11 protein-coding genes and 5 tRNA genes are annotated in these 12,769 nt (G+C 59.9%); 11 read left to right on the forward strand and 5 right to left on the reverse strand.

Annotation, left to right across the window (positions count from 1 at the left end; genetic code table 11):
• Positions 1 to 25 precede the first annotated feature (25 nt).
• The 3 genes from M5B44_RS08095 to M5B44_RS08105 all read right to left on the reverse strand — a co-directional run bounded on the left by M5B44_RS08095 (position 26) and on the right by M5B44_RS08105 (position 1,680).
• Positions 26 to 101: transfer RNA gene (locus tag M5B44_RS08095), tRNA-Asn, on the reverse strand.
• Positions 102 to 171: 70 nt separating this feature from the next.
• Positions 172 to 372, reverse strand: a complete 201-nt coding sequence (locus M5B44_RS08100; RefSeq protein ID WP_065257405.1) for a hypothetical protein — start codon at positions 370 to 372, stop codon at positions 172 to 174.
• 111 nt (positions 373 to 483) lie between these two features.
• The gene (locus M5B44_RS08105; protein WP_007956422.1) at positions 484 to 1,680 is read right to left on the reverse strand and encodes an amino acid aminotransferase; all 1,197 of its coding nucleotides are present in this window, start codon (positions 1,678 to 1,680) and stop codon (positions 484 to 486) included.
• A gap of 336 nt (positions 1,681 to 2,016) precedes the next feature.
• Between M5B44_RS08105 and uvrB the strand changes: the two genes are divergently transcribed.
• Positions 2,017 to 4,032, forward strand: a complete 2,016-nt coding sequence (gene uvrB, locus M5B44_RS08110; RefSeq protein WP_248738786.1) for an excinuclease ABC subunit UvrB — start codon at positions 2,017 to 2,019, stop codon at positions 4,030 to 4,032.
• A 40-nt stretch (positions 4,033 to 4,072) separates the two neighbouring features.
• On the opposite strand, the gene M5B44_RS08115 is transcribed toward uvrB, so the two are convergent.
• Both M5B44_RS08115 and M5B44_RS08120 read right to left on the reverse strand, forming a co-directional pair.
• Positions 4,073 to 5,563, reverse strand: a complete 1,491-nt coding sequence (locus M5B44_RS08115; RefSeq protein WP_192553567.1) for an MDR family MFS transporter — start codon at positions 5,561 to 5,563, stop codon at positions 4,073 to 4,075.
• 49 nt (positions 5,564 to 5,612) lie between these two features.
• A complete protein-coding gene (locus tag M5B44_RS08120; protein WP_248738787.1) occupies positions 5,613 to 6,662 on the reverse strand; it encodes an HlyD family secretion protein in 1,050 nt (349 codons plus the stop codon).
• A gap of 230 nt (positions 6,663 to 6,892) precedes the next feature.
• Between M5B44_RS08120 and gltX the strand changes: the two genes are divergently transcribed.
• The 10 genes from gltX (at position 6,893) to M5B44_RS08170 (ending at position 12,743) form a co-directional block, all read left to right on the forward strand.
• Complete coding sequence (gene gltX / locus M5B44_RS08125; RefSeq protein WP_085711989.1) at positions 6,893 to 8,374, forward strand: glutamate--tRNA ligase; 1,482 nt, start codon at positions 6,893 to 6,895, stop codon at positions 8,372 to 8,374.
• 202 nt (positions 8,375 to 8,576) lie between these two features.
• Positions 8,577 to 8,652: transfer RNA gene (locus tag M5B44_RS08130), tRNA-Ala, on the forward strand.
• Between the two features lie 79 nt (positions 8,653 to 8,731).
• Positions 8,732 to 8,807 (forward strand) — tRNA-Glu (locus tag M5B44_RS08135).
• Between the two features lie 53 nt (positions 8,808 to 8,860).
• Positions 8,861 to 8,936, forward strand: a tRNA-Ala gene (locus M5B44_RS08140).
• A gap of 78 nt (positions 8,937 to 9,014) precedes the next feature.
• A tRNA-Glu gene (locus M5B44_RS08145) sits at positions 9,015 to 9,090 on the forward strand.
• A 181-nt stretch (positions 9,091 to 9,271) separates the two neighbouring features.
• Positions 9,272 to 9,811: a TetR/AcrR family transcriptional regulator gene (locus tag M5B44_RS08150; RefSeq protein ID WP_007956432.1), complete on the forward strand. Its 540-nt coding sequence runs from the start codon at positions 9,272 to 9,274 to the stop codon at positions 9,809 to 9,811.
• 30 nt (positions 9,812 to 9,841) lie between these two features.
• Complete coding sequence (locus M5B44_RS08155) at positions 9,842 to 10,675, forward strand: alpha/beta fold hydrolase (protein WP_114882098.1); 834 nt, start codon at positions 9,842 to 9,844, stop codon at positions 10,673 to 10,675.
• Positions 10,676 to 10,722: 47 nt separating this feature from the next.
• Entirely contained in the window at positions 10,723 to 11,184 is a 462-nt protein-coding gene (locus tag M5B44_RS08160; protein WP_134826065.1) for an acyl-CoA thioesterase, read from the forward strand.
• 35 nt (positions 11,185 to 11,219) lie between these two features.
• On the forward strand, positions 11,220 to 12,179 hold the full coding sequence (locus tag M5B44_RS08165) for a tRNA dihydrouridine synthase (protein ID WP_085711993.1): 960 nt from the start codon (positions 11,220 to 11,222) through the stop codon (positions 12,177 to 12,179).
• 120 nt (positions 12,180 to 12,299) lie between these two features.
• Positions 12,300 to 12,743: an Hsp20 family protein gene (locus M5B44_RS08170; RefSeq protein WP_114882100.1), complete on the forward strand. Its 444-nt coding sequence runs from the start codon at positions 12,300 to 12,302 to the stop codon at positions 12,741 to 12,743.
• The last annotated feature ends 26 nt before the right edge of the window (positions 12,744 to 12,769 follow it).

A 12,769-nucleotide genomic window follows, 5' to 3' on the forward strand; every position in this document is an offset into this window, starting at 1 on the left:
TCTTTCGATTCAGGGGCTCTGTATTTGGCTCCACAACCTGGACTCGAACCAGGGACCCAGTGATTAACAGTCACTTGCTCTACCAACTGAGCTATTGCGGAATTGGTGCGTATGTTACTGATTTAAAAAGACTAGTCAAGCTTTGCCGGATATTTTTTTGCTGAACGGTTTTCAGCCACCGAATGTAAAGGTCCCCATCAGCAGTTTTGCGTACAACGCTGTGGCCGCCAGTTGCACCAGCCAAAGGGCCAGGCCGCCGAGAAACACGCCGGCCGCCACTTGCAGTACCAGGCTCTTTTCGCGTTTGCCCGAGGTGCGGGGCGGATAGTAGTCCAGCTCATCGCGATCGGCGCGCAGGTCATCGTTTTTCATGTCGGTTCTCTGAGATAGCGTCTGTTTGCAGTCTAGTGGGTGTTGCGGCTTTTCTTCAGACAAATAAAAACGGGAAGCCCGAAAGCTTCCCGTTTTCAGTGCAGCGCCGGATCAGATGACCTGAACGATGGCGTCCGTCACGGCTTCGATGTTGCTCTGGTTCAGCGCGGCGACGCAGATGCGGCCGGTGTCCAGGGCGTAGATGCCGAACTCGTTGCGCAGGCGGTGAACCTGCTCGGTGGTCAGGCCGGAGTAGGAGAACATGCCACGCTGACGACCGACGAAGCTGAAGTCACGCTGCGGAGCTTTCTTCGCCAGCAGAGCAACCATCTGCTCGCGCATGCCGCGAATGCGCAGGCGCATTTCGGCCAGTTCGGCTTCCCACTGAGCGCGCAGTTCCGGGCTGTTCAGCACAGCGGCGACAACGCTTGCGCCGTGAGTCGGCGGGTTGGAGTAGTTGGTGCGGATCACGCGCTTGACCTGCGACAGAACGCGGGCGCTTTCTTCTTTCGATTCGCTGACGATCGACAGCGCGCCGACGCGCTCGCCGTACAGCGAGAACGACTTGGAGAACGAGCTCGACACGAAGAAGGTCAGGCCGGACTCGGCGAACAGACGCACGGCAGCGGCGTCTTCGGCGATGCCGTCACCGAAACCCTGGTAAGCCATGTCGAGGAACGGCACGTGACCTTTGGCCTTGACCGCTTCCAGCACGTTGTTCCAGTCCGCCGGGCTCAGGTCGACGCCGGTCGGGTTGTGGCAGCAAGCGTGCAGCACGATGATCGAGCCGTTCGGCAGGGCGTTGAGGTCTTCGAGCAGGCCGGCACGGTTCACGTCGTGGGTGGCGGCGTCGTAGTAGCGGTAGTTCTGCACCGGGAAACCGGCGGTTTCGAACAGCGCGCGGTGGTTTTCCCAGCTCGGGTCGCTGATGGCCACAACGGCGTTCGGCAGCAGTTGCTTGAGGAAGTCGGCACCGATTTTCAGTGCGCCGGTCCCGCCGACGGCCTGAGTGGTGACCACGCGGCCAGCGGCCAGCAGTGGCGAATCATTGCCGAACAGCAGCTTTTGCACAGCCTGATCGTAAGCAGCGATGCCGTCGATCGGCAGGTAGCCACGGGAGGCGTGCTGAGCAGCGCGAATGGTTTCGGCTTCGATGACGGCGCGCAGGAGTGGAATTCGCCCCTCTTCGTTGCAGTACACACCCACCCCGAGGTTGACCTTGTTGGTCCGGGTATCGGCGTTGAATGCTTCGTTGAGGCCCAGGATTGGATCGCGGGGTGCCATTTCGACAGCGGAGAACAGGCTCATTTTTACGGCAGCTCTAATGGAGAGTGGAGGGACGTGTGGCGCTCCAGCCGAATGCACTAGAGCGGTGCACAAACGGGGAGCTAGTATAGAGGCCATCATCGATCAATGGCGACAGGCGAATCGGATTTTCAGGTAAGTTTTTCCGATTATTTCTCGACCGTTAGTCGAATGGACTTGTCGGAGACTTTACCGGATGTAGGACGTTTGCCTTGAAAGGCGAGGCAATCGGCTCCACATTCAGCACAATCTTTGTTTTTCCTTGCGCGACATCGGTCGTTTGCGGTCTTTCTCGTGGTGCTGCGGTTTGCCGCCAGTGTCGCGATTCCAGAGGTGTTTATGTCTGAATTCCAGCTCGTCACCCGATTCGACCCTGCCGGCGATCAGCCTGAAGCCATTCGCCAGATGGTCGAGGGCATTGAAGCCGGGCTGGCGCACCAGACCCTGCTCGGTGTGACCGGTTCGGGCAAGACCTTCAGCATCGCCAACGTGATCGCTCAGGTGCAGCGTCCGACCCTGGTGCTGGCGCCGAACAAGACCCTGGCCGCGCAGCTTTACGGCGAGTTCAAGTCGTTCTTCCCGAACAATGCCGTCGAGTACTTCGTTTCCTACTACGACTACTACCAGCCGGAAGCCTATGTGCCGTCGTCCGACACCTTCATCGAGAAGGATGCGTCGATCAACGACCACATCGAGCAGATGCGCCTGTCTGCGACCAAGGCATTGCTCGAGCGCAAGGACGCGATCATCGTTACCACGGTGTCGTGCATCTACGGTCTGGGCAGCCCGGAAACCTATTTGAAAATGGTGTTGCACGTCGATCGCGGCGACAAGCTCGATCAGCGCGCGCTGGTACGGCGCCTGGCCGACCTGCAATACACCCGCAACGACATGGATTTCGCCCGGGCGACGTTCCGGGTACGCGGTGACGTAATCGACATCTATCCGGCCGAATCCGACCTCGAAGCGATCCGCATCGAGCTGTTCGATGACGAAGTGGAGAGCATTTCCGCGTTCGACCCGCTGACCGGCGAAGTCATCCGCAAGCTGCCGCGCTTCACCTTCTACCCGAAAAGCCACTACGTGACGCCCCGGGAAACCCTGCTCGACGCCATCGAAGGGATCAAGGTCGAGCTGCAGGAACGTCTGGAATACCTGCGTAACAACAACAAACTGGTCGAAGCCCAGCGTCTGGAGCAACGTACCCGGTTCGACCTGGAGATGATCCTCGAGCTCGGCTACTGCAACGGCATCGAAAACTACTCGCGCTACCTGTCCGGGCGTCCGGCCGGTGCGGCTCCGCCAACCCTCTACGACTACCTGCCGGCCGACGCCTTGCTGGTAATCGACGAATCCCACGTCAGCGTGCCGCAGGTCGGCGCGATGTATAAGGGCGACCGTTCGCGTAAAGAAACGCTGGTGGAGTACGGCTTCCGCCTGCCATCGGCGCTGGACAACCGGCCAATGCGCTTCGACGAGTGGGAAGGGGTGAGCCCGCAGACGATTTTCGTCTCGGCCACGCCCGGCAACTACGAAGCCGAACATGCCGGACGAGTGATCGAACAGGTTGTGCGCCCGACCGGTCTGGTCGACCCGCAAGTGGAAGTGCGCCCGGCGCTGACCCAGGTTGACGATCTGCTTTCGGAAATCACCAAGCGTGTGGCAGTGGAGGAGCGAGTACTGGTCACCACGCTGACCAAGCGCATGGCCGAAGACCTGACCGATTACCTGGCTGATCACGGCGTCCGTGTGCGTTATCTGCACTCGGACATCGACACGGTCGAGCGGGTCGAAATCATCCGCGACCTGCGTTTGGGCACGTTCGATGTACTGGTGGGGATCAACCTGCTGCGTGAAGGCCTGGACATGCCGGAAGTGTCACTGGTGGCGATTCTCGATGCGGACAAGGAAGGCTTTCTGCGTTCCGAACGCTCATTGATCCAGACCATTGGCCGTGCGGCACGTAACCTCAATGGCCGGGCGATTCTCTACGCGGATCGCATCACCGGTTCGATGGAGCGTGCTATCGGCGAGACCGAGCGCCGTCGCGACAAGCAGATCGCCTTCAACCTGGCTAATGGCATTACGCCGAAGGGCGTGTTCAAGGACGTCGCCGACATCATGGAAGGCGCCACCGTGCCTGGTTCGCGCAGCAAGAAGCGCAAAGGCATGGCCAAGGCCGCCGAAGAAAATGCCAAGTACGAAGCCGAATTGCGCTCGCCGAGCGAGATCACCAAGCGCATTCGCCAACTGGAAGAGAAGATGTACCAGCTGGCCCGCGACCTGGAATTCGAAGCGGCGGCGCAGATGCGCGACGAGATTGCGAAAATGCGCGAGCGGCTATTGGCAGTCTGACTGATCGTTCCCACGCGGGCATGGGAACGATCAGTCAAGGTTAATGAGCCTCGCCGGCCTTCAGGCCGGCGGGCAGCTTCTTGGTCAGCAAGATCGCCAACATGCTGATCCCCAGCGCAATCCCGACAAAATGAAACGCATCGTTGTAGGCCATGATCAGCGCCTGCTGATGGACGATGTCACTCAATTTCCCCAGCGCCGCCGTGTCACTGCCAAAGCGATCGGTCATCGACGCCAGTCGTTCGGCCACCTGCGGGTTGGTCGGCACCACTGCTTCACGCAGGTAATCGAAGTAGGTCTTGGTGCGTGCATCCAGTAACGTCGCGAGCAGGGCGATGCCGATGGCGCCGCCGAGGTTGCGCAGGATGTTGAACAGGCTCGACGCCGAACCCGCATCCTGCGGCAGGATATAAGCCGTGGCGATCAGCGAAATGGTCACCATGATCAGCGGCTGGCCGAGGGCGCGGATGATCTGGATCTGGTTGAACTGCGGCCCGGCAAAGTCCGGGTTGAGCACGCCGGATGAGAAACTCGCCAGCCCGAACAGTCCGAATCCCAAAGTGCACAGCCATTTGGGCGAGACGAATTTCATCAGCTTCGGCACCAGCGGAATCAGGAACAGCTGCGGCACACCCATCCACATGATCACTTCGCCGATCTGCAAGGCGTTGTAGTTCTGGATCTGCGCCAGATACAGCGGCAACAGATAGATCGAGCCGTACAGCCCGACGCCCATGCCCAGGCTGGAAATGCTCGACAGCCCAAAGTTGCGATTGCGCAGGATGCCGAGGTTGATCAGCGGGTTGGGCTTGGAGATCTGCACGATCACGAAGGTGATCAGGCTTAGCAGGGCGATGCTGCCCAGCGTCACGATCAGGCTCGATTCCAGCCAGTCCTTGCGATGGCCTTCTTCAAGAAACACCTGCAGGCAACCAAGGCCGATGCCCAGGGTGAGTATGCCGGTGTAATCGGTGCTTTTCAGCAGCTCCCAATGGGCTTCTTTCTTCTCGAGTCCGTACATCAGCCCGGCGATCATGATCAGCCCCGGCGGGATGTTGATATAGAAGATGTACTCCCAGCCCCAGTTTTCCGTGAGCCAGCCACCGAGGGTGGGGCCGATGGACGGCGCGAAGGTGGCAGTCATGGCGAACATCGCCATGCCTTTGGCGCGGTGGTGTTCGGGGAGTTTGATCAGGGTCAGGGTGAATGCCAGCGGAATCAGCGCACCGCCAGTGAAGCCCTGCATGGCGCGAAACACGATCATGCTGTCGAGGCTCCAGGCCATCGAACACAGCAACGACGAAATCAGAAACCCCAGCGAGACCCACACCGCCAGTCTTCGCGCTGAAAGCAACTGCACCAGCCACGCGGTCAGCGGGATCATGATGATTTCCGCCACCAGGTACGAGGTGGAAATCCACGAGCCTTCTTCCAGGGTCGCCGACAGGGCGCCCTGAATGTCCTTGAGTGACGAGTTGGTGATCTGGATATCGAGCACCGCCATGAAGGCGCCGAGCATGACACTCATCACTGCGATCCAGTCCCGCCGGGTCGGTTCGCCGACCGGACGGATCAGTTGATCACCGGCCATTGTCTGGGGCGTCTTTGATATTCACGGTGGCGGTGACCGACATGCCCGGACGGATTTTGCCGTGCAGCGGGTTGTCGGCCTTGAAGGTCAGCTTGACCGGAATCCGCTGCACGACTTTGGTGAAGTTGCCGGTGGCGTTGTCCGGCGGCAACAGGCTGAATTGCGCGCCGGAAGCCGCGAACAGGCTGTCGACCCGGGCTTCGATCGGCGTATCGCCGTAAGCATCGAAGACCAGCTCGGCCTTCTGGCCCGGCTGCATGTGACCGATCTGGGTTTCCTTGAAGTTGGCCTGCACCCAGATGTCTTCGTCCGGAACGATCGACAGCAGGTACGCGCCGGCCTGAACAATCTGCCCATTGCGTGCAGCACGCTGGCCGACCAGACCACTGATCGGTGCGTGGATTTCGCTGCGGGTCAGGTTCAGTTCGGCCTGGGCGAGGTCGGCGCGGGCGTTGGCGATCTGTGCGTCGAGGCGCTTGATCTCGGCATTCAGTGCGCTGACCTGCTGGCGCTGGCTCTGCGCATCGGCCTGGGCCTTGGCCACTTGCGAGCGGGCGATGTGGTTGTCGGCGGAGAGGGTGGTGACCCGTTCCTCGGAAACGAAGCCGGGTTTGCGCAGGGCTTCTGCGCGGGACAGATCGATTTGCGAACGGCCCAGTGTCGCTTGCGTGGTTGCCACTTGCGCTTCGCTGGCGGCGATCAGGCTGGATTGTTGAGTCAGTTTGCTCTGGGCCTGCAGGCGCTCGGCTTCACGGGTGGCGAGGGCGGCAATGGCGCGATCGACGGCGAGGCGGAAGTCGTCGCCTTCGAGACGCACCAGCAACTGGCCTTTTTCCACGTGCTGGTTGTCCTGCACCAGGACTTCGTCGATGCGCGCGCTCAACTGGCTCGACACGCGGGTGATTTCACCCTGGACATAGGCGTTGTCGGTGCTTTCATAAAAGCGCCCCTTGAAAAACCAATGAGCGAAAAAGCCCCCGGCAATCAGCAGGACGAGCAGCAGGAAAATGAACAGGCGACGCTTGAGTTGGGCAGGCATGGGCAAACTGTAGTCGAGGAATTGTAAGGAAAGTTATCAGCAGGCGAATCTGGCATACAGCCGATGAACGGTAAATGCCGTCTGCTGATATTCAGCCATTCACCACGGCCTACGGGCGTTACAGACGCAAAATTGGCTTAAATGCCCTGCCCGCTGGAGCGGGGCGGGTGTCGCCTGTTACCATTCGCCGCTTGATTGTTCTTTGCTTTTCATTCTTTTCGAGACATGCCATGACCACCGTCCGCACTCGCATCGCGCCATCGCCTACCGGGGATCCCCACGTAGGTACCGCTTACATCGCATTGTTCAACTACTGCTTTGCCAAGCAGCACGGCGGTGAGTTCATCCTGCGCATTGAAGACACCGATCAACTGCGTTCGACCCGCGAGTCCGAACAGCAGATTTTCGACGCTCTGCGCTGGCTCGGCATCGACTGGAGCGAAGGCCCGGACGTAGGCGGCCCGCACGGTCCGTATCGCCAGAGCGAACGCGGCGACATCTATCAGAAGTATTGCCAGCAACTGGTCGACATGGGTCACGCTTTCCCGTGCTTCTGCACCGCCGAAGAGCTGGACCAGATGCGCGCCGAGCAAATGGCACGCGGCGAAACCCCGCGCTACGACGGCCGTGCATTGCTGCTGTCCAAGGAAGAAGTCGCGCGCCGCCTGGCTGCCGGCGAACCCCATGTGATCCGCATGAAAGTGCCGACCGAAGGCGTCTGCGTGGTGCCGGACATGCTGCGTGGCGATGTCGAGATCCCGTGGGATCGCATGGACATGCAAGTACTGATGAAGACCGACGGTCTGCCGACGTACTTCCTGGCCAACGTGGTCGACGACCATCTGATGGGCATCACCCACGTGCTGCGCGGTGAAGAATGGCTGCCATCGGCGCCGAAGCTGATCCTGCTCTACGAATACTTCGGTTGGGAACAACCGGAGCTGTGCTACATGCCGCTGCTGCGTAACCCGGACAAGAGCAAGCTGTCCAAGCGCAAGAACCCGACCTCGGTGACGTTCTACGAGCGCATGGGCTTCATGCCGGAAGCGATGCTCAACTACCTGGGCCGTATGGGCTGGTCGATGCCGGATGAGCGCGAGAAGTTCTCGCTGCAGGAGATGGTCGACAACTTCGACCTCAAGCGCGTGTCGCTGGGCGGGCCGATTTTCGACATCGAGAAACTCTCGTGGCTCAACGGCCAGTGGTTGCGTGACCTGCCGGTGGAAGAGTTCGCCGCTCGCGTACAGAAGTGGGCGTTCAACTCCGAATACATGATGAAGATCGCGCCACACGTTCAGGGCCGCGTCGAAACCTTCAGCCAGGTCGCACCGCTGGCCGGGTTCTTCTTCGCTGGCGGGGTTAATCCTGATGCCAAGCTGTTCGAGTCGAAAAAGCTCTCGGGTGATCAGGTTCGTCAACTGATGCAGTTGATCCTGTGGAAACTGGAAAGCCTGCGTCAGTGGGAGAAGGACAGCATCACCGCGACGATTCAGGCGGTGGTCGAATCTCTCGAGCTGAAGCTGCGTGATGCGATGCCGTTGATGTTTGCGGCGATCACCGGTCAGGCGAGCTCGGTGTCGGTGCTCGATGCGATGGAAATCCTCGGGCCGGATCTGACCCGTTTCCGTCTGCGCCAGGCGATTGACTTGCTGGGCGGCGTGTCGAAGAAAGAAAACAAAGAGTGGGAAAAGCTGTTGGGCGCTATCGCCTGATTGCGTTTGACTCTGCAGGACGCGCCGCAGGCCAGGATCTTTTGATCCCGTCCTTCGGCGTTTTCCCCCGAATTTACGGGGGGAGGGCGGTAAGTGATTGTTATGCCGACAAAAAATTTTGAAATTTTTCAAAAATAAGTTTGACAGGCTTTCGATACGCCCTTAAGATTCGCCCCGTCCTCAGCGATGACATCAACGATGAGGGGCTATAGCTCAGCTGGGAGAGCGCTTGCATGGCATGCAAGAGGTCGACGGTTCGATCCCGTCTAGCTCCACCAATTTACACTTCGAAGCCTGGCCACACCGGCTTCGAAGCGATCAACACTCAGCGTTGATCAGTTGTATAGAAGGGTTTGCGTCCCCTTCGTCTAGTGGCCTAGGACACCGCCCTTTCACGGCGGTAACAGGGGTTCGAGTCCCCTAGGGGACGCCAGTTTTACAGAAGCGATGTTACAAGTAGTCGCTCCGCCGCGAGGCGAAAAATCCGGGGCTATAGCTCAGCTGGGAGAGCGCCTGCATGGCATGCAGGAGGTCAGCGGTTCGATCCCGCTTAGCTCCACCAATTTACAGTTCAAGGTCTGGCCACACCGGCCTTGAATCGATCAGATCTCAGCACTGATCAGTTGTATAGAAGGTTTGTGTCCCCTTCGTCTAGTGGCCTAGGACACCGCCCTTTCACGGCGGTAACAGGGGTTCGAGTCCCCTAGGGGACGCCACGATTACCCGCCTTGCGGGATTTATAAGGGTCATTCAATTATTGAATGGCCCTTTTGTTTGTCTGGCGTTTGGCCAAATCTCCTTTTTCCTTAAACTGTGCTTCAGACCAGCGGTCATATTTTCGACTTGCAGAATATTATTATGAGAATAATATTCTAATCGTAATATTCGGAGGCAACGATGAACGACAAAAAAGCTCAAACCCGCGAACGCATCCTCAAGGCTGCCAGCGCCGCTCTGATCCAGCGTGGCCCGGCTGAGCCGAGCGTGGGTGAAGTGATGGGCGCCGCCGGCCTGACTGTCGGTGGCTTCTATGCGCACTTCGAAAGCAAGGACGCGATGATGCTTGAGGCGTTCAAGCAGTTGCTGGGTCGCCGCCGGGACCTGATTGCCGACATGGACTCTGAGTTGACCGGCGAAGAGCGCCGCGCCCTGGTGGCCGCGTTCTACCTGTCGCGCAAGCACCGTGATTCCAGTGACTCGGCCTGCCCGATTCCGGCTTCAATCGGCGAGCTGGGACGGCTGCCGGAAGAATTCCGCATAGCGCTGAACGAGCACCTGGAACTGATGATTGCGCAGTTGGCTTCAAGCCCTGAAGACATCGATAAAGCGTTGGCCGACGTGGCCTTGATGGTAGGTGGTCTGGCGCTCTCAAGGGCGTTGGGGCCTGGTGATTTGTCCGATCGATTGCTGCGCGCTGCCAAATCGGCGGTGCGTTGACCTGAAGGCAGCAAGCCTGAGGAGAGAGCGATGAGCACGTTGAAGTGGGTTCGCGGCGTTAATGGCACCTTGGGCTGGTTTGCACCGAAACTGGTGGCAAGCAAAATGCGGTTGGCATTCATGACGCCCCGCGCAAATTCACCGCGGGATTGGGAACTGCCGCTGCTGGCTAAATCCGAGCGGATCACTTTGCGTTTCGGCCTCTCTGCATTGCGCTGGGGGCAAGGCCCGACGGTTCTGCTGATGCACGGTTGGGAAGGGCGGCCGACCCAGTTTGCCGCGTTGATTACCGCGTTGGTCGAATCAGGTTACACCGTCGTCGCTCTCGACGGCCCGGCCCACGGGCGATCACCGGGACGCGAAGCCAACGTCGTGCTGTTCGCGCGGGCCATGCTCGAAGCCGCCGCTGAATTGCCTCCGCTGCAAGCCGTCATCGGCCACTCCATGGGCGGCGCCAGCGCCATGCTCGCGGTGCAACTGGGTCTGCGCACCGAAACCCTGGTCAGCATTGCCGCACCGGCCCGAATTCTGGGTGTATTGCGTGGATTCGCCCGCTACGTCGGCATGCCGCCCAGAGCTCGTTCTGCCTTCATCCGCCAGGTTGAACAGGACGTCGGCATGCGCGCCGCAACCCTCGATGTCGCTCACTATCAACTGGATATGCCAGGCCTGATCGTGCATGCCGAAGACGACACCTTCGTCTCGGTCAAGGAGTCCCAACTGATCCACGAATCCTGGTTCGACAGCCGACTGCTGCGCCTGGAAGCCGGCGGCCATCAGCGGGTATTGGCCGACCCTCGGGTGATTGATGGCGTGTTATCACTGCTGGCCGGGCGCAGCCTTCAGGCGCGGCAATCGGCCTAGTCATCCGTTACACTGCCCCGGTTGAATCATTTGACCGGGAGTAGGGCATGGGCTGGGATCGGGCAACGCCGTTTACCATTGATCTGCAAGTGGGCGCCGAGGACATCGACGGGCTGGGGCACGCGAACAACGCGGTTTATGTGTCCTGGCTCGAACGCTGCGCCTGGCGCCACTCGCAGCGGCTGGGTCTGGATCTGGTCGAGTACCGGCGTCTGGATCGGGCGATGGCGGTGGTGCGGCACGAAATCGATTATCTGGCGGCCGCCTACGAAGGTGACGAACTGCAACTGGCGACCTGGATCGTCGATTGGGATCAGCGCCTGAAAATGACCCGTCACTTCCAGTTGATCCGCCCCAGCGACAACACCACGCTGCTGCGCGCCCAGACCACCTTCGTCTGCATCGAACTGTCCACCGGCAAGCCCAAGCGCATGCCCGCCGAGTTCATTGAAGGTTACGGTCCGGCCATCCAGACAGCGGACATGGGTTTAACCCGCGAAACCCAGTAAACTGCCGCACGTTTTTCCTTGAGTGTGTGTTTCCCATGCAAATTGCTCTGGCGCCGATGGAAGGGTTGGTCGACGACATCCTGCGCGATGTCCTGACCCGTGTCGGCGGTATTGACTGGTGCGTGACCGAGTTCATCCGCGTCAACGACCAGTTGCTGACTCCGGCCTATTTCCACAAGTTCGGCCCTGAACTGCTCAACGGTGCCCGCACCGCTTCCGGCGTGCCGCTGCGCGTGCAGTTGCTGGGTTCCGACCCGGTGTGCCTGGCGGAAAACGCTGCGCTGGCCTGCGAATTGGGTTCCGAAGTGATCGATCTGAACTTCGGCTGCCCGGCGAAAACCGTCAACAAATCCCGTGGCGGTGCGGTGCTGCTCAAGGAGCCGGAACTGCTCAACCAGATCGTCGAACACGTGCGACGTGCGGTACCGGCGCACATCCCGGTCACCGCCAAGATGCGCCTGGGTTTCGACAGCCCGGACGGCTCGCTGGTCTGCGCCACGGCGCTGGCCGAAGGCGGCGCCGAGCATATCGTGGTTCATGCCCGGACCAAGATGGACGGCTACAAGCCGCCGGCCCACTGGGAATGGATCCCGCGCGTTCAGGACGTGGTCAAAGTGCCGGTGTTCGCCAACGGAGACATCTGGAGCGTCGAAGACTGGCGCCGTTGCCGGGAAATCAGCGGTGTCGAGGACATCATGCTCGGTCGCGGCCTGGTTTCGCGTCCCGATCTGGCCAAACAGATCGCTGCCGCCCGTGCCGGCGAGGAAGTCGTCGAGATGACCTGGGCCGAGCTGATGCCGCTGATCCAGGACTTCTGGCTGCAAGCCAAAGCGCAGATGACTGCGCGCCAATCGCCGGGCCGCCTGAAGCAATGGCTGGCGATGCTGACCCGAAATTATCCCGAGGCCACCGAGCTGTTTACCGTGCTTCGGCGTGAGACCGAGCCGGATCAGGTCTCGCGCTTGCTGGGCTTGCCGGTCGCCGAAGCGGCTTGAAAAAATCTTCGAATAATCTCTTGAAAACAAAACGCAGGTCCCTATCTAAGGGGTACGCGATGCCGAATTCGGGTCGCGGAGACAAAAAACCTTGCTGATTGTTTTCAGGAGATTTGAACCATGAGTACTGCATTTTCCCTTGCTCCACTGTTCCGTTCCTCGGTAGGTTTCGACCGTTTCAACGACCTGTTCGAAACAGCCCTGCGCAACGAGCCAGGCAGCAGCTATCCGCCTTACAACGTCGAAAAGCACGGTGACGATCAATACCGCATCGTCGTGGCGGCGGCCGGTTTCCAGGAAGAAGACCTGGAGCTGCAAGTCGAGAAGGGCGTGCTGACCATCAGTGGCGGCAAGCGTGACGCGAACGAAGGCGTCACTTTCCTGCACCAGGGCATCGCCCAGCGTGCATTCAAGCTGTCCTTCCGCCTGGCCGATCACATCGAGATCAAGGCTGCCGGCCTGAGCAACGGCCTGCTGAGCATCGATCTGTTGCGCGTGATCCCGGAAGAAGCGAAAGCCAAACGCATCCCGATCAACGGGGCGCAGAAGCCGGCTCTGCAATAAGCCGACCGACAAGAAGGGCGCCGAAA

Origin of the sequence: Pseudomonas sp. MWU12-2029, assembly GCF_023242425.1 — a bacterium.
GTDB classification, from domain to species: domain Bacteria; phylum Pseudomonadota; class Gammaproteobacteria; order Pseudomonadales; family Pseudomonadaceae; genus Aquipseudomonas; species Aquipseudomonas kribbensis.

What these genes read in the sequence shown, in the direction of transcription:
- M5B44_RS08150 (WP_007956432.1), top strand. Translation starts at nt 9,272, where the DNA reads ATGAACGACAAAAAAGCTCAAACCCGCGAACGCATCCTCAAGGCTGCC.
- gltX (WP_085711989.1), top strand. Translation starts at nt 6,893, where the DNA reads ATGACCACCGTCCGCACTCGCATCGCGCCATCGCCTACCGGGGATCCC.
- uvrB (WP_248738786.1), top strand. Translation starts at nt 2,017, where the DNA reads ATGTCTGAATTCCAGCTCGTCACCCGATTCGACCCTGCCGGCGATCAG.
- M5B44_RS08100 (WP_065257405.1), bottom strand. Translation starts at nt 372, where the DNA reads ATGAAAAACGATGACCTGCGCGCCGATCGCGATGAGCTGGACTACTAT.
- M5B44_RS08165 (WP_085711993.1), top strand. Translation starts at nt 11,220, where the DNA reads ATGCAAATTGCTCTGGCGCCGATGGAAGGGTTGGTCGACGACATCCTG.
- M5B44_RS08120 (WP_248738787.1), bottom strand. Translation starts at nt 6,662, where the DNA reads ATGCCTGCCCAACTCAAGCGTCGCCTGTTCATTTTCCTGCTGCTCGTC.
- M5B44_RS08105 (WP_007956422.1), bottom strand. Translation starts at nt 1,680, where the DNA reads ATGAGCCTGTTCTCCGCTGTCGAAATGGCACCCCGCGATCCAATCCTG.
- M5B44_RS08160 (WP_134826065.1), top strand. Translation starts at nt 10,723, where the DNA reads ATGGGCTGGGATCGGGCAACGCCGTTTACCATTGATCTGCAAGTGGGC.
- M5B44_RS08155 (WP_114882098.1), top strand. Translation starts at nt 9,842, where the DNA reads ATGAGCACGTTGAAGTGGGTTCGCGGCGTTAATGGCACCTTGGGCTGG.
- M5B44_RS08170 (WP_114882100.1), top strand. Translation starts at nt 12,300, where the DNA reads ATGAGTACTGCATTTTCCCTTGCTCCACTGTTCCGTTCCTCGGTAGGT.